This is a genomic window from Pseudooceanicola pacificus (genome assembly GCF_009789075.1).
Lineage (GTDB): Bacteria > Pseudomonadota > Alphaproteobacteria > Rhodobacterales > Rhodobacteraceae > Pseudooceanicola > Pseudooceanicola pacificus.
Genome location: NZ_WNXQ01000011.1, coordinates 1 through 14,543, shown reverse-complemented (window position 1 = coordinate 14,543; position 14,543 = coordinate 1). Strand labels below are relative to the sequence as shown.

Below are 14,543 nucleotides of genomic sequence, written 5' to 3'. Positions count from 1 at the left end.
GAGCGTAACTTGGAACTGGGACTAAAGGACAAGGTGGCTATCGTCACCGGATCGGGTCGCGGGATCGGCGCAGTGACCGCCCGCGCGCTGGCCGAAGAGGGGGCGAAGGTGGTGATCACCGATATCGACCCCGAAACCACAGAAGCCACCCGCGCCGCTCTTGAGGCCGACGGATACGACGCGATCGGCGTGGTCTGCGATGTCACGAACGAGGCACAGGTCGAAGCCCTCGTCTCGCGCACGATCGAAGCATTTGGCGCCGTCCACATCCTGGTCAACAATGCCGGATTTCCGCGCGACAACTACATCACCAAGATGCCCGAACAGGACTGGGACGCTGTTGTGGGCGTGATCCTGAAGGGTGCCTATACCTGCTCGCGCGCCGTGGTGCCGTACTTCATGGAACAGAAGTGGGGCCGGGTGATCAACATCTCCTCTCGCGCCTATCTCGGCAATCCGGGACAGACCAACTATGCCGCCGCCAAGGCCGGCATCATCGGCTTCACCCGGGCGCTGGGGATGGAACAGGGGCGCTTCAATGTCACCGTAAATGCCATCGCGCCGGGGTTCATCGCCACCGAGATGATCGAGGCGCTTCCAAACTACGACCGGATAAAGTCGCGCGCTCTGGCAATGAATACCGTGCAGCGCCTTGGCAACGAACGCGACATCGCCAACGGCGTGGTGTTCCTCGCCTCGGATGCGGCGGAATACATCTCGGGCGAGACGCTTCACATCACCGGGGGGCGATATGGCTAAACATGTCCCGGCCTCCGCCTGTGTCGAGGATCAAGAGACGCGGATGCTGCGAGACAGCATCCGGGGCTTCATGGCGCGCGAGCTGACCGAAGAGCGCATCTCGCAATGCGAGGCGACGGGCGATCTGCCCTGGGCGATAATGGGCGAGCTACGCCAGTTCGGCTATCTTGGCGGGCTTCTCTCGGAAGAGGCCGGTGGCTACGGCCTCAGCTATCGCACCTGGGCGATGATGATGGAGGAAGCAGGATACCGCTGGCTTTCACTCCGGGTTCTGCTCAACACCGTGAACATCGTGATCGCACTGTTCCACCACCTGGGCGATGCGCGCCAGAAGGAAAAGTGGCTGAAACCCGTCATGGCTGGCCAGATGCCGGTCTGGGTGGGGATCACCGAACCCGACCACGGCTCTGATGTTGCCTCGGTGCAGACCCGCGCCGAGGACAAGGGCGACCACTGGCTGATCAATGGCGGCAAGCTGTGGACGACGAACGGCGTCAACGGCCGGGTCGGAATCCTGGTGGCACGGACATTCACGGAAGGCTGTGATGGCGATCTGAGTCTGTTCATCGTGGACCTCGAGGAGACCGATTTCGAAGCTTCGCGGGTGGGCACGATGTTCATCAAGGCCACCGCGACATCGCAGCTGGCCTTTCAAGACGCAAAGGTGCCAAAGGAAAACCTGTTGGGTCCTGCGGGAAAGGGCCTCAAGGCGATCCTTACGGGGTTGAATTATGGCCGGCTCAACGTGGCGGCGGGCGCGGTGGGCGCGGCGCAGCGGTCGTTGGACCTGTCCACCGATTACGTCAAGACGCGCAAGCAGTTCGGCAACGTGATCGGAAGCTATCAGCTGGTGCAGAAGCTGATCGTCGACATGACCATCCGCACCGAAGCGGCGCGCGCGTTGACTGACCGTGCCGCCCAAGCGCTGGACGCGGGTCTGCCTGGGCGCAAGGAATGTTCGATCGCCAAGCTCTATGCCAGCGAGGCGGCGCATGAGGTGGCCTCGATGGCGCTGCAGGCGCACGGCGGGCTGGGCTATTCGACCGACTACCCCGTCGAACGGTTGTTCCGCGACACGCGCGGCGGGCTGATCCCCGAAGGCACATCGGAAATCCAGACATTGATCATAGGGCGCGAGGTTCTCGGGATCTCGGCCTTCACCTGAGGAGGCGGCTAAGCCGATGACCTTTCTCTATGCCCTCAGGCTGAATGCGCGGCGGTTTCCGACGAAACCCGCAGTGGTATTTGAGGGACGCAGCCAGACCTACACAGATTTCCTTGACCGGGTGGAACGGATGATGACGGTGCTGGCGCGGCGCGGCATCGGACCGGGCGACAAGGTGGCGGTGATCTCGGAAAATCATCCCGATTTCCTTGCCGCCTATGTGGCGGTGACGGGGCTAGGCGCAATTCCCGCACCGATCAACTATCGCATCGCGCCCGAAGTCATGGCCGATGTGGTTGCCCGCTCGGACAGCAAAACCCTGCTGCTGGGCGATGCGGCGCTGGATCATGCCGATCTGTTCCGGACCGTGGTGGACGACATCGTCACCATCGGCGACGGGGCCCCGCAAGGACTGCCGCGCCTGTCGGACCTTCTGGCAGACACACCGCCCGATCCGCCGCAAGGGCAGGACGGCACCACGATCATGCTGCACACGTCGGGGACCACCGGCAAGCCCAAGGGCGCGCTGCGCAGTCTCTTCGGCATGGAGGAACGCGCCATCGAGCAGCGTTTCCGCCCCGACGACCGGGCGCTGTCGGCGCTGCCGATCTGCCTGTCGGCCGGCTGCACCTATACGCTGCTGCCGCTTTATCTGGGTGCCAGCGTCTATCTGATGCGCCGCTTCGACGGGGCCGCCGCGCTGCGGCTGATCGAAGACGAGCGGCTGACCGCCACCATGCTGCTGCCCGCCATGCTCCAGCGGATGGTCGAGGCCGAGGGGTTCGCGAGCGCCGATCTGTCGTCGCTGCGGACTTTGCAATCTGGCGGCGGCGAGATGTATCTCGACCTCAAGCGTGCCGCGCTCGACAAGTTCGGCGATGCGCTGATGATCTATGCCGCCTCCAGCGAAGCAGGACCCTATGCCAACCTGACCGCTCGGGATCTGCGCCGCAACCTTGCGGGCAACTGCGTCGGCCGCCCCTTCTTCGGGGTGGAACTCAAACTGCTCGACGACGATGGAAACGAGGTGCCGCAGGGCGAGGTCGGCGAGATCTGCACCCGCAGCGAAAGCCGCTACGACGGGTATTACAAGGATGAGGCGCTGACCGCTGAAACCCGGCGCGGCGACTATCTGACCGTGGGCGATCTGGGCCGGATCGACGACGAAGGGCTGCTCTGGTTCACGGGTCGCAAGCGCGACATCATCAAGAGCGGCGGCATCAATGTCTACGCCCCCGAGATCGAGGAGGCGCTGGCCGGCCACCCGGCGATTGCCGAGGCGCATTGCATCGGCCTGCCCGATCCGCACTGGACCGAGGCGATCTGCGCAGTGATCGTGCCCGCGCCGGGCGCGCAGCTGACAGCGGCCGATGTGATCGCCCATGCCGAAACCCGGCTTGACCGATACAAGCGCCCGCGGCGCGTGGTCTTTATGACGGCGGTGCCGCGCAACCTGACCGGCCGCGTTCTCAAGGCTGAACTGAAAGAGGCAGTGCTAGCGCTGCCAGAGGAGGAAACCCAATGACACGGCCCGATCTTTCGGCCCTCAAGGGCCAGCAACTCTACTGGGAGGACCTGAACGAAGGCGACCAGTTCGATAGCCCCACCCGTACCATCACCGAGGCCGACGTGGCGAATTTCGCCTGCCTGTCAGGCGACTTCAACCGGCTGCACGTCGATGCCGAATATGCCGCCGATTCGGCCTTTGGCCAGCGTATCGCGCACGGGCTTCTGGTGGTGTCGGTGATGTCCGGGCTGACCACGCGGATGCTGATGAACACGTTCCTGGAACCCTCGCTTCTGGGGTTGCTCGACATGCAGTGCAGCTTTCCCAACCCCACCTTCATCGGCGACACGATTGGCGTGCGCGTTACCGTAGCCGAGAAGCGCGAGACTTCGAAACCCGAACGCGGCATCCTGTCGTTCCGGCGCGAGGTCATCAACCAGCGTGGCGAAACCGTGGTGGAAGGGGTCTGGAAACTGCTCGTCCGGCGGGCGCCGCAAGGTGGCTAAGCCGGTGGTCGCCCGCGACTTTCCCGATCTTTCGCGGCTCTTGTCGCCACGCAGCGTGGCGATCCTGGGCGCCAGTGAAAGGCCCCGTAGCGTGGGCAGCGACACCTTGCTGAACCTTGCCGAGCATTCCGACTTCGATGGGCAGATCTTTCCGGTCAACCCCGGGCGTGAAAGGGTGCATGGTTTGCGCGCCTATTCTGCAATGTCGGCCTTGCCTGGCCCCGTCGATGTGGCGGTGGTGTGCCTTCCAGCCGATGCGGTGGTGGGCGCCTTGCGCGATTGCGCGGCAGCAGGAACGGGGTTTGCGGTGGTCTTCACCTCTGGCTTTGGCGAAACCGGGGATGAGGGCCGTGCCGTCGAAGCCGAGATGGCTGAAATCGCCCGGCAAAGCGGGATGCGCATCTACGGGCCGAACTCGCCAGGGCTGAGCAACATCAACCGCCGCCTTGGGCTGACCTTTTCACCGGTATTCAAGAACGACACGCTGAGCGGCGGCATTGGGCTTGTCACCCAGGGCGGCGGACTTGGCCGCGCCTTCATCCAGGCAAGCGAACGGGGTATCGGCGTTGGCCTGTGGTGCTCTACCGGCAACGAAGCGGACCTGACCATGGCCGATGTCGTGTACCACATGGTGGGCGATCCCGACATAAAGGTAATCGCCCTTCTCGCCGAAGGCTTCCGCGACGGGCCGCGCTTTCTGGCAGCTGCCCGCGCCGCTGCTCGCGCCGGCAAGCCGGTGGTGGCGATGAAGGTGGGCAAGTCGGACTATGGCGTTGCTGCCACCCGTTCGCACACCGCCGCGCTTGCCGGATCGGCGGCGGTCACCTCGGCACTGTTTCGCCAGCATGGCATCGTCGAGGTGGAGGATCTGGACGAATTGATCGATACGGCGGCGCTGTTCGAGCGCGCCGGCATCGCCCCGCGGCGGGGGATCTGCGTCTATTCCTTCTCGGGTGGCACAGCGGCGCTGGCCGCCGATATGGTGGGCAGCGCCGGGCTGATCCTGTCCGAACTGGCCCCCGGCACCCGCGCGGGGTTGCGTGCGCTGGCCCCGTCTTATGCGGCGGTCGATAACCCGGTGGACCTGACCACCCAGGTCTTCACCCAAGACAAGCTCAACCGCGATTGCCTGTCGCTGGTGGCGCGGGACCCGGCCACCGATGTTGTGCTTCTGCCGATTCCCGCCGACTACGGCCCGATCACCGACCGGTCCGCCGACGACATGGTCGCGCTGGCGCCGGACAGCCCGGCTCTGCTCCTGCCGGTCTGGATGAGCGGGCATCGCGCCGCTGGCTATGCCACGCTGAACGCGGCAGGGCTGGCGCCTTTTCGCAGCCTCGGCAAGGCAGTGACGGCGTTGAAGCGGCTGATCTGGCGCGGCGACTGGAGCCCCTCGGGGACCTCCACGCTTGCTCTACCCGCATTTCCGCCCGGCGAGCTTGACGAGGCTGCCGCCAAGGCGGTGCTGGCCGACCTGGGTCTGACCGTGCCCGAAGGACGGGTCGTGACCAGTGCCAGACAGGCAGGCGAGGCGGCGCGCGGGATCGGCTTTCCGGTGGTGCTCAAGGCGCTGGTGCCCGGTCTTCTGCACAAGACCGAAGCCGGGGCCGTGGCCGTCGGGCTGATGGATGAGCAGGCGCTGGCGGCGGCCTGGGGCGCGATGATGACATCGCTTTCAGCACAGGGGCACAGGCTGGAGCGCGCTCTGGTTGAGCGCATGGAACATGGGCCGGGCGTCGAGGTGATGGCGGGACTGCACCGCGATCCGGTGTTCGGCCCGGTGGTGAGCTTCGGCCTCGGCGGCGTGATGGTCGAGGCGCTTTCTGACGTCACGCACCGCGCCGCGCCCTTTGGGCGGGACGAGGCGCTGGCGATGATCGACGAGATCCGCGGACGCGCACTGCTGGGTCCGCTGCGCGGCCGCCCCGGCGCCGATCTGGGCGCGCTGGCCGATCTTCTCGTGATCCTGGCCGCCCTGGGTGCGCGCGGCGACATCGCGGAGATGGATCTCAATCCGGTGCGCGCCGGTCCGGCGGGTGCGACGGTGCTTGACGCGGTGATCCTGCGCGCTCCGACCGAGATAGAAGGAAAGGCAAGGCAATGACGGCAAAGACGGACATCGGTTTCACCACCCGCGACCGCATCTATGTGCGCGGGCGCGATCTGGCCGATGAGATCCTGGGCAAGATGGATTTCGTCGACATGATCTATTTCACCGCCACGGGGAAAGAGCCGGATGCCCGCACCCGCGCGATGACCAACGCGATCATCGTCACCGCCACCGATCACGGCCTTACCCCCAGCGCCATCGCCGCGCGGATGACCATTCTCGGCGCGCCGGAATCGCTTCAGGGTGCGGTGGCCGCGGGCTTGCTGGGCGCGGGGAACCATTTTCTCGGCACCATGCAGAACGCCGCGGCCTTTACCCGCGACGAGATCGGCGAGCTGTCCGACAGCGACGACGACGCAGCCTATGCCGCCCGCGCGCAAGAGGCCGTGCGCGCCTTTCGCGCGGCGCGCCGGATCGTGCCAGGCCTCGGTCATCCGATCCATGTCGACGGCGACCCCCGCACGCCGGTCCTGCGCCGGATCGCCGGCGAGAATGGGTTCGACGGGCGGCACTGGCGCTTCATGGCGGCCGTCGAGGCCGCCGCCCGCGAGGAATATGGACGTCTGCTGCCCATCAACGCCGCCGGCGCGGTCGGGGCCACCGTTTCGGACATGGGGCTTGCCCCGATCTGGGCGCGGGCCTTCGCCCTGATTGGCCGATCCGCCGGGCTTCTGGCGCATCTGATGGAAGAGCTCGAAAATCCGCAGGGTCAGAAGATCTGGGACATGATCCTGGAACAGGACGACTCGGCGGAATGCGCCGGGATTGCCGACCCGGACCGCGCAGACAGCACGGGAGAGCAAAAATGACTGGCACTGCACCGCTTTCGGGGCTTCGCGTTCTCGATCTGACCGAGCTTCTGCCTGGGCCCTATGCAACGCAGCAACTGGCCGAGATGGGGGCCGAGGTCATCAAGGTCGAACGTCCCGCGGGCGACGCCGCGCGCGCCATGTTCCCCGGCCTCTTTGCCGCCGTGAACCGCGGCAAGAAAAGCATCGCCCTGAACCTAAAGGATGACACAGACCGCGCGGCTTTCCTGCGGCTGGCCAAACGGGCGGACGTCGTGATCGAGGGTTATCGCCCGGGCGTGACCGCGCGGCTGGGCATCGACTATGAGACGCTTTCGGCGCTCAATCCCGGCCTCGTCTACTGTTCGGTCAGCGGCTATGGTCAGACCGGGCCGGCGCGCGACTGGCCGGGGCATGATCTGAACTACGCGGCGATGGCGGGCGCGGTGGCGATCTCGGGCGCGCCCGACGGACCGCCTGAATACACGACGGGCGTGCCGATCGGGGATCTCTCGGCAGCCATGTATGCCATCATCACCATTCTTGCTGCGTTGCGCGGACGCGACGCCACGGGGCGGGGCCAGTATCTGGACGTGGCGATCACCGACGCGCTGGCCAGCTGGGTCGCCCCGCGCTACGGTGTGTGGGACGCCGGACGCCAGGCCGGGCGCGAGATCACAAAGGCCGATATCCTGCGCCGCGCCGCCTATGGTATCTTCGCGACCGCCGACGGTAAATACATCACCATCGGCGCGATCGAGACGCATTTCTTCCGCCGCCTGATCCGTGCCACCGGGATGACGGGCTTCGACGATCCTGCGCTTGACGACTTCGCCGCACGCACCGACCGCACGGATGATATCCGCGCCGCCCTGACCCCGCTGATCGCCGCGCGTCCCTATGCGCATTGGGCGGAGATCTTCGAGGCCGAGGATGTTCCCTTCGCCCCGGTCAACGGGCTGGAGGATCTGGCCCGGGACCCGCAGCTCAAGGCGCGCGGGATGGTGCGCTCAGCCGGCGCGGCCCAGGTGATGGCCTTCCCGGTGCCGATGGCTGGGATGAGTGATCCGGCGGGCCACGTCCCGGCAGTGGGCGAGCATCAGGCCGAAATTCTGGACCAAGCCGAAAAGCTGGAGTGAGGACCGATGCAGTTTGAGCTGGACGACTGGCAGGAAACGGCGCGGCGCAGCTTCCGCAAATACCTTGACGCCGAGGTGGCGCCCCTGGTCGAGGCGCACGAGGATGCCCACCGTCCGCCGCCGCCCGAAGTGTTGCAGAAGATGGGCGAGTTCGGCCTGCTGGGCGGTCTTTTGCCAGAGGCGCAAGGCGGTGCCGGGCTTGATTATCTGACATATTGCGCGCTGCTGTGCGAGCTGTCTCAGGTATGGCCGTCGCTGCGCAGCATCGTCAGCACGTCGAACCTTGTCCTGATGATCGTCGCGCAGCATGGAACGCCGGAGCAACAGGCAATGTGGCTGGGCGATCTGGTTTCGGGTCGCAAGACAGCCTTTTTTGCGCTGACCGAGCCGAACGTCGGCTCGGACGCCAGCAACGTGGAAACACGGGCCCGGCGCGACGGTGATGGCTGGCGGCTGAACGGACGCAAACTGTATATCTCCAACGGGACCGGGGCCGATCTCGGGGTGGTTTTCGCGCGGTCGGGCGACGGCGAACGCGCGGAGGTATCGGCCTTCGTGGTCGAGGCGGGAACAGCAGGGTTTTCAACCCGAGAGGTCCGCAGCATGGGCATGAATTCATGCCCGCTAGGCGAGCTGCTGTTTGAGGACGTATTGCTGCCCGCAGACCACCTGATCGGCGCCGAGGGCGAGGCGTTCGCCATCGCCAAGCATTATCTGAACGTGGGGCGCTGTTTCGTTTCTTTCACCTGCCTGGGCCTGTCAATTGCCGCCTATGAGGCGGCGCTGCGATATGCGGGCGCGCGAGAACAGTTCGGACGCAAGATCGGCGGGTTTCAACTGGTCCAGCAGATGATCGCAGATATGTTGACTGGCGTGGAAACCTCGCGGTTGCTGGCGTGCCGGGCCGCTGACGCGCTGGATCGCGGGGCACCGGATCGCGGCCGGGCCTGTTCCATGGCCAAGCGTCACAACTCCGATACGGCTCTGCGGGTTTGCGAGACTGCCCTGCAAGTGCACGGCGGGGCCGGATACACCCGTGATTTCCCCGTCGAGCGCTATTATCGCGATGTGCGACATCTCACGATCGCTGAAGGCACCAACCAGCTTCAGGCGCTGCTTCTGGCACAGGGGGCCCTGGGCATCTCGGCGCTACGGGGCTGATCGGTCCGCAGTTTGCGCACGGTCTGTCGCCGCTGCCGGTCTGAATGGCAGGCGGAATGCGGGCACAGGGCGGGTCAGATTCCCAAATACGAACGGCGCACGTGATCGTCGTGGCGCAAGACGTCAGAGGCTGCGGCGAGGGCGATTGTCCCGTTTTCCAGAACATAGGCGCGGCTGGCGAAATCCAGCGCCATGTAGACATCCTGTTTCACCAGAAGAATGCTCAGGCCGGTGCGGCGCCGACCGTCGAGGGCCTCGTACATCTGCTCGACCATCAGAGGCGCGGGGCCGAGCGACGGCTCGTCGAGCATGATCATGCTGGGCCGGGCCATAAGCGCGCCCGATCGCCAGCATCTGCTGCTGACCGCCTGAGAGCCCTCCGGCAAGTTCGCGGGCCTTCTGGCTCAGCATCGGAAAGGGCGTCCTTTCGGTCTTTCGCGTCGAGTGCGGCGCTCGCACCCACGATCAGATTTTGCTCGACCGTGAGTGACCCGAAGACGTGCCGCGCCTCAGGAACATGGACGAGGCCGAGGCGCGGAATCTCGCTGGCGGCAAAACCGCCGATTTCCTTGCCATCGTGGCGGATCGCTCTGGAACGGGCGGCCACAAGGCCCGAAATCGTGCGCAGAAGGGTAGATTTGCCCGCGCCGTTCGGTCCGATCACAGCCACGACCTCGCCCTCGGCCGATCTCGATGCTGACGCCGTGGAGCGCGTCGAGCAGACCGTAACCGGAGACGAGAGACTCGATCGACAGCTTCATCTTGGGCCCCGGTTATAGTTTTCGCATCAGTTCAGAGGATTGGGCTCTTCCACAGCCACCTCTGGCGGCCAGATCGTGACCTTTTTCGTGCCGCCGTTCTTCCATTGCGCGATCAGGTTCTGCGATCCGACGTTCCTGCCGTGTTCGTCGAATTTGATCCGCGAGAACGGCGAGATCAGCTGATCGCCGGGGATGTCGATCTTAAGGATGGCGGCGCGAAGGTTCTCGGTCGTCAGTTTCTGGCCGGACTCAAGCGTCTTCTCCAGCACGGCCTTCAGCGTGTAGACACCGCGGTTGCACATCGACGCATAGCTTGACGGCACGATGCCGTGCCGTTACTCGTAAGCCTTCACAAAACGCTGGGCGCGGTCCATGTCGGGATTTTAGTAGTCCACCGTGCTGAGATTGACGTCCTCGACGAAGCCCCTGTCCACCAGTTGCGGGGTGCGCACATCACCCGAACCGCCACTGATTCCGACAATGTAGGGCTTGAAGTCATGCTGCTGCATTGCCTGGAGCTTGGTCACCACATCTTCGGTGTAGCCGGCCCAGATCACCATGTTGGCACTCGATGTCTGCACCCGCTTGACCGGCGGCAGAAGGTTGCGATCGCTGCGCGAATACGGCGCGCTGGCGGCGATCTCGATGCCCCGCTCCTCCAGCAGAACTTCGATCCGCTCGATGGTTCCGGCGCCGCGCGGGCTGTCTTCATAAAGCAACGCCGGGACGACGTCGCCTTGCGTCATCAGGTGTTCGAAGAATTCCACGACCGTGGCCGCCTCGGTATCGGCTGTGATCTGATCGGAGAAATACCATTTGTAACCGCGCTCGAGGAGCTCGGCCGACACCGCCGGCGAGTTCAGGTGAGGAACCCGCGCCTGCTCGGCGAACTGCGCCGCAGCCGATGTGCCTGCGCTGATCTCGCAGCCAAGGATGACCGGAGCCCGCTCGAGGCGGGTCAACCGCTCCATCACCTGGCGCACCACCCCGGGATTGCCCTGTGTGTCGTAAAGTTGGATCTTCAGCGGCCGACCGGCGACGCCGCCATCGGCGTTGATGTGCTCAAGGGCAACTGCGATCCCCTTTTGCGCATCCTGTCCGGTCACGGCGATCGCTCCCGACATGGCGACGATCGCCGGCATCACGATTTCTTCGGCTTAGGTGTTTGATCCCACGGTTTAATGGTGTGATCCTTTCGCAGGAATGGAAGGAGGCCCTATGGGACAAGTTCGTCACGGAAGCGCCACGACCACGCACGCCGTCAGAACAGCAATACAGCGATCGCAAGCTTCGCTCGCGGCGCTGAGCCCTTGGGTCGCGGGTCGACTGACCGCCAGACTACGGCGCGCATTGCTGACTCGAAGGGTGCGATACCGCAAAGGGAAAAGAAAATGGACAGTCAGCCGCAGCAGCCAGCCGAGGGGGACGGACCGCTTGCGGGTTACAGGGTGCTTGATCTTTCGGTCAACGTGCTTGGACCGGTGGCGATCCAGATCCTCGGCGACATGGGGGCCGACGTCATCAAGATCGAGTCACCCGACGGCAACTACACACGCCAGGTGGGACCGTCGCGCAACCCGAAGATGGGGGCACTGTTCCTCAATACAAACCGCAACAAACGCTCGGTCGTGCTCGACCTGAAGAAACCCGACGCGCGGGCCGCGCTCCTTGATCTGGTGCGTTCCGCGGACGTGCTGGTGCATTCGATACGCCCCGGCGCCGCCGAACGGCTGGGCGTCGACTACGAGGCGATCCGCGCGGTCAATCCCCGCATCATTCATGCCTCGTCTTCTGGCTTCCGGCTGGATGGCGAGCGCCGCGACTGGCTTGCTTTCGACGATGTGATCCAGGGCGCCAGCGGCGTAGCCGGGATGATGGCCCGGGCCACCGATGAGCCGCGCTATTACCCACGGTAATCGCCGACAACTATGCGGTTACATCCAGGCATCGTCCATCGCGATGGCCTTCGTCTGGCGCGAGCGCACCGGCCACGGGCAGCAGGTAAACGTGCCGATGATGGATGCGATGGTCAACTTCAATCTGATCGAGCATCTCTGGGGCGCAACGCTCGACCGGCCCGATCTGGGCATGGGTTACAGCCGGGTATTCTCGCCCCATCATCGGCCTTATCCAACGCAGGACGGGCACATCTGTGTGATGGCGGCGATGGACAACCAGTGGCTGCGTCTCTTCGACGCCATAGGCCGGCCCGAGCTGCGCGACGATCCACGATTTGCCACAGCAGAGTTGCGCACCGATCACATTGACTAGTTATATTGGTTCCTCGCCGAGGCAATCGCGGGGAATACAACCGCCGAGTGGCGCCGCCGGTTCGACGCGGCCGACGTGCCGAATGGACCGGCCAACAGCCTGGAGGATCTGCTGGTTGATCCCTATCTGGTTCAAACCGGGTATTTCGAGCGCCACGAGCACCCGACAGAGGGCGCCGTCGTGACGCTCCGGATACCGGTCCAGTTCTCGGACAGCCCCGGCCGGGTGCGCCGGCTGCCACCGCGGCTGGGCGAGCACACGGAGGAGGTTCTGTCCGAAATCCGCCTTCCGCGTGCCGACGCCTGACGGAACCAGGCCAGGCGGGCAGCCGGTGCCCGGCTGGCCAGGATCGGTTCGCGGCCAACCGGACCCGCCTGTCCCAAGCTTCCGGCTCCGCCCATTTTGCTGCGCGGTATAGCCGCCATCGACCACCATTTCGGATCCGGTCATATAGGATGCCTCGTCGGACGCCAGAAACGGCACCGCCCCGGCTACTTCTTCCGGTTGGGCCGGGCGCTGCATGATCGTTGTCCCAAGTATATCCTTCTGACCGTCCGGGTCAGCCAGTCTGAAAGGAACCATCGCCGGAATCAAATGTGCGGAAGATCCTGTACGTTATCCATCCAGGATTTCTTTCGAGATGGTCATTCATGCGTCCTTTCGATGAAGCATGGACCGGATCAGTCATACACAAAAGGTCGGACACTCTCGCTGCCGCCCATCTGCGCCATATCGCCGAAACCCAATTCGCCCGCGCCGTTCGCGCATCAACTCGTCGCCGAGATCGGGACCGGCGAGGCGCATCTACGCCAGATCAATGTGGCCGAACGTATGCACGGCTCGCCCGGACTTCAGCTGCATAACGGACGACCAGGCTGAGTGTCGAAGGGCAGGATTCAGATGCACCCACCGGCTGACTTCTGCGCGTTTTTGGTGGCCTGGCCCGACACAGGAGCCGGGCCGACCACGATCTGGTATCAGTTCCTTTTCAGCGCGGACCGGAAGGCTTCCAGGATCTCGGTTCCGGGCTTGCCTTGGGCATCGAGTTGCTCGGCCCATTCGAACCCAACCGTCGACAGGATCTGGTTCAGCTTTTCGACATCTCCGGCGGGCAGGTCAACGAAGGTCACGCCCGCCTCGGCGATCTGCTGCTTGACTTCAAGGTTCTGGCGGTCGGCAGTTTCGCATCCTGATCTGCCCCCATCGAGTGGTCCGGTTTGATTGTTAGTGCATGGTCGGCCTCTGGTCTATCGAGACGATGCTCTCGGGAGCTGGTGGACGATACCCAAGAGCGCTGTGCGGCCTGACAGTGTTGTAGTGTCGACGCCATCTCTCGATCAGGATTTGGGCTTCGCGTAGCGTGTAGAAGACCTCGCCGTTCAGCAACTCGTCCCGGAATCTTGCGTTGAAGCTTTCGCAGTAACCGTTCTCCCAAGGTGATCCTGGCGCAATGAAGGCCGTCTTGGCACCGACTGCGCCAATCCAGGCCCGCACCTTCTTGGCAATAAATTCAGCGCCATTGTCGGACCGTATGTATTCCGGCGGACCGCGCAGGATGAACAGGTCAATCAAGGCATCCACCACATCGCCAGAATTGAGCTTGCGTTTGACACGGATCACCAGCGCCTCCTTCGTGAACTCGTCAATGATGTTGAGCGTGCGATATACTCGCCCGTCGTGGGTCCGGTCCTGGACAAAGTCATAGGACCAGACATGGTTCGGGCGTTCCGGCCGGAGCCGAACGCACGAGCCGTCATTCAGCCAAAGCCGACCCTTCTTGGGTTGTTTCAGCGGGACTTTAAGCCCCTCCCGCCGCCAGATCCGTTCGACGCGCTTGTGGTTCACATGCCAGCCGCTGTTGTTCAGCATCCCGGTGATCATGCGATACCCGTAGCGCCCAAACTCTCGCGTCAGCGCGATGATGTCATCGGTCAGCCGTTCTTCATCCGGCAAACCGTTGGGCACCTTGCGCTGTGTCGAGCGATGCTGTCCCAATGTGCGGCAGGCCCGGCGCTCAGATACGCCAAGGGTCTGCCGCACATGGTCGATACATCGACGACGGCGGGCGGGGCTCAGTAGTTTCCCCGGGCGGCCTCGGTCAGGATCATCTTGTCCAACGTCAGATCTGAAACCGCGCGCCTGAGCCGGGCATTCTCAGTCTCGAGCTGCTTCAGACGTTTGAGCTGGTCCCGGCTCATGCCGCCATACTCTTTGCGCCATCGATAGTAAGTCTGCTGCGTCACGCCGATCTGGCGAACTGAGCTACCCCCCGAAATTCGGACACTGACATAAGCTATGATTTGCAGTCTGCTGATCTTCGACGAGAAGGAGATCAGAGATGTCGAAACGGAAGCAGCATGCGCCTGAGTTCAAGGC

17 protein-coding genes are annotated in these 14,543 nt (G+C 64.2%); 10 read left to right on the top strand and 7 right to left on the bottom strand.

Annotated elements, in window-relative coordinates:
• Positions 1 to 9 precede the first annotated feature (9 nt).
• Genes GLS40_RS15465 through GLS40_RS15430 form a run of 8 tightly spaced genes read left to right on the top strand, consistent with a single transcriptional unit; the run spans position 10 to position 9,135 of the window.
• Entirely contained in the window at positions 10 to 759 is a 750-nt protein-coding gene (locus GLS40_RS15465; RefSeq protein ID WP_027264368.1) for an SDR family NAD(P)-dependent oxidoreductase, read from the top strand.
• Positions 752 to 1,924, top strand: a complete 1,173-nt coding sequence (locus GLS40_RS15460; protein ID WP_048534161.1) for an acyl-CoA dehydrogenase family protein — start codon at positions 752 to 754, stop codon at positions 1,922 to 1,924. The genes GLS40_RS15465 and GLS40_RS15460 overlap by 8 nt, the downstream gene beginning before the upstream one ends.
• Positions 1,925 to 1,940: 16 nt before the next feature.
• Positions 1,941 to 3,449, top strand: a complete 1,509-nt coding sequence (locus GLS40_RS15455) for a class I adenylate-forming enzyme family protein (RefSeq protein WP_043752990.1) — start codon at positions 1,941 to 1,943, stop codon at positions 3,447 to 3,449.
• Positions 3,446 to 3,937 (top strand): MaoC family dehydratase, encoded by a 492-nt coding sequence (locus GLS40_RS15450; RefSeq protein ID WP_027264371.1) that lies wholly within the window; start codon positions 3,446 to 3,448, stop codon positions 3,935 to 3,937. Before GLS40_RS15455 ends, GLS40_RS15450 begins: the two co-directional genes overlap by 4 nt.
• The gene (locus GLS40_RS15445; protein WP_202076229.1) at positions 3,930 to 6,041 is read left to right on the top strand and encodes an acetate--CoA ligase family protein; all 2,112 of its coding nucleotides are present in this window, start codon (positions 3,930 to 3,932) and stop codon (positions 6,039 to 6,041) included. Before GLS40_RS15450 ends, GLS40_RS15445 begins: the two co-directional genes overlap by 8 nt.
• Entirely contained in the window at positions 6,038 to 6,856 is an 819-nt protein-coding gene (locus GLS40_RS15440) for a citryl-CoA lyase (RefSeq protein WP_043752984.1), read from the top strand. Before GLS40_RS15445 ends, GLS40_RS15440 begins: the two co-directional genes overlap by 4 nt.
• A complete protein-coding gene (locus GLS40_RS15435; protein ID WP_043752980.1) occupies positions 6,853 to 7,974 on the top strand; it encodes a CaiB/BaiF CoA transferase family protein in 1,122 nt (373 codons plus the stop codon). The genes GLS40_RS15440 and GLS40_RS15435 overlap by 4 nt, the downstream gene beginning before the upstream one ends.
• 6 nt (positions 7,975 to 7,980) lie before the next feature.
• Positions 7,981 to 9,135 carry an acyl-CoA dehydrogenase family protein gene (locus GLS40_RS15430; protein WP_048534159.1) on the top strand — a complete coding sequence of 385 codons (1,155 nt, stop codon included), beginning with the start codon at positions 7,981 to 7,983 and terminating at the stop codon, positions 9,133 to 9,135.
• Between the two features lie 74 nt (positions 9,136 to 9,209).
• On the opposite strand, the gene GLS40_RS17880 is transcribed toward GLS40_RS15430, so the two are convergent.
• From GLS40_RS17880 to GLS40_RS15415, 4 genes are all read right to left on the bottom strand, one after another.
• The gene (locus tag GLS40_RS17880; RefSeq protein WP_048534156.1) at positions 9,210 to 9,467 is read right to left on the bottom strand and encodes an ATP-binding cassette domain-containing protein; all 258 of its coding nucleotides are present in this window, start codon (positions 9,465 to 9,467) and stop codon (positions 9,210 to 9,212) included.
• A complete protein-coding gene (locus tag GLS40_RS18270; RefSeq protein WP_198952313.1) occupies positions 9,449 to 9,805 on the bottom strand; it encodes an ATP-binding cassette domain-containing protein in 357 nt (118 codons plus the stop codon). The genes GLS40_RS17880 and GLS40_RS18270 overlap by 19 nt, the downstream gene beginning before the upstream one ends.
• Positions 9,806 to 9,922: 117 nt before the next feature.
• The gene (locus GLS40_RS15420; protein WP_133119767.1) at positions 9,923 to 10,219 is read right to left on the bottom strand and encodes a hypothetical protein; all 297 of its coding nucleotides are present in this window, start codon (positions 10,217 to 10,219) and stop codon (positions 9,923 to 9,925) included.
• 60 nt (positions 10,220 to 10,279) lie between these two features.
• On the bottom strand, positions 10,280 to 11,038 hold the full coding sequence (locus tag GLS40_RS15415; protein WP_160383639.1) for an ABC transporter substrate-binding protein: 759 nt from the start codon (positions 11,036 to 11,038) through the stop codon (positions 10,280 to 10,282).
• Positions 11,039 to 11,287: 249 nt separating this feature from the next.
• Here GLS40_RS15415 and GLS40_RS18170 point away from each other — a divergent pair, with 249 nt between their 5' ends.
• Both GLS40_RS18170 and GLS40_RS18290 read left to right on the top strand, forming a co-directional pair.
• Positions 11,288 to 11,812, top strand: coding sequence for a CoA transferase (locus tag GLS40_RS18170; RefSeq protein WP_268892969.1), 525 nt, complete (start codon positions 11,288 to 11,290; stop codon positions 11,810 to 11,812).
• A complete protein-coding gene (locus GLS40_RS18290) occupies positions 11,787 to 12,167 on the top strand; it encodes a CoA transferase (protein ID WP_198952311.1) in 381 nt (126 codons plus the stop codon). The genes GLS40_RS18170 and GLS40_RS18290 overlap by 26 nt, the downstream gene beginning before the upstream one ends.
• Here GLS40_RS18290 and GLS40_RS18285 read toward each other — a convergent pair whose 3' ends face one another.
• From GLS40_RS18285 to GLS40_RS15390, 3 genes are all read right to left on the bottom strand, one after another.
• Positions 12,168 to 12,749 (bottom strand): SDR family oxidoreductase, encoded by a 582-nt coding sequence (locus tag GLS40_RS18285; protein ID WP_444544312.1) that lies wholly within the window; start codon positions 12,747 to 12,749, stop codon positions 12,168 to 12,170. It abuts the gene before it with no gap.
• A gap of 395 nt (positions 12,750 to 13,144) precedes the next feature.
• A complete protein-coding gene (locus GLS40_RS15395) occupies positions 13,145 to 13,297 on the bottom strand; it encodes a hypothetical protein (RefSeq protein WP_158499054.1) in 153 nt (50 codons plus the stop codon).
• A gap of 94 nt (positions 13,298 to 13,391) precedes the next feature.
• A protein-coding gene (locus tag GLS40_RS15390) for an IS3 family transposase (RefSeq protein WP_229737795.1) occupies positions 13,392 to 14,482 on the bottom strand; the annotation gives its coding sequence in 2 pieces (ribosomal slippage) (positions 13,392 to 14,254 and positions 14,254 to 14,482; 1,092 coding nt in all).
• Positions 14,483 to 14,543: the final 61 nt, after the last annotated feature.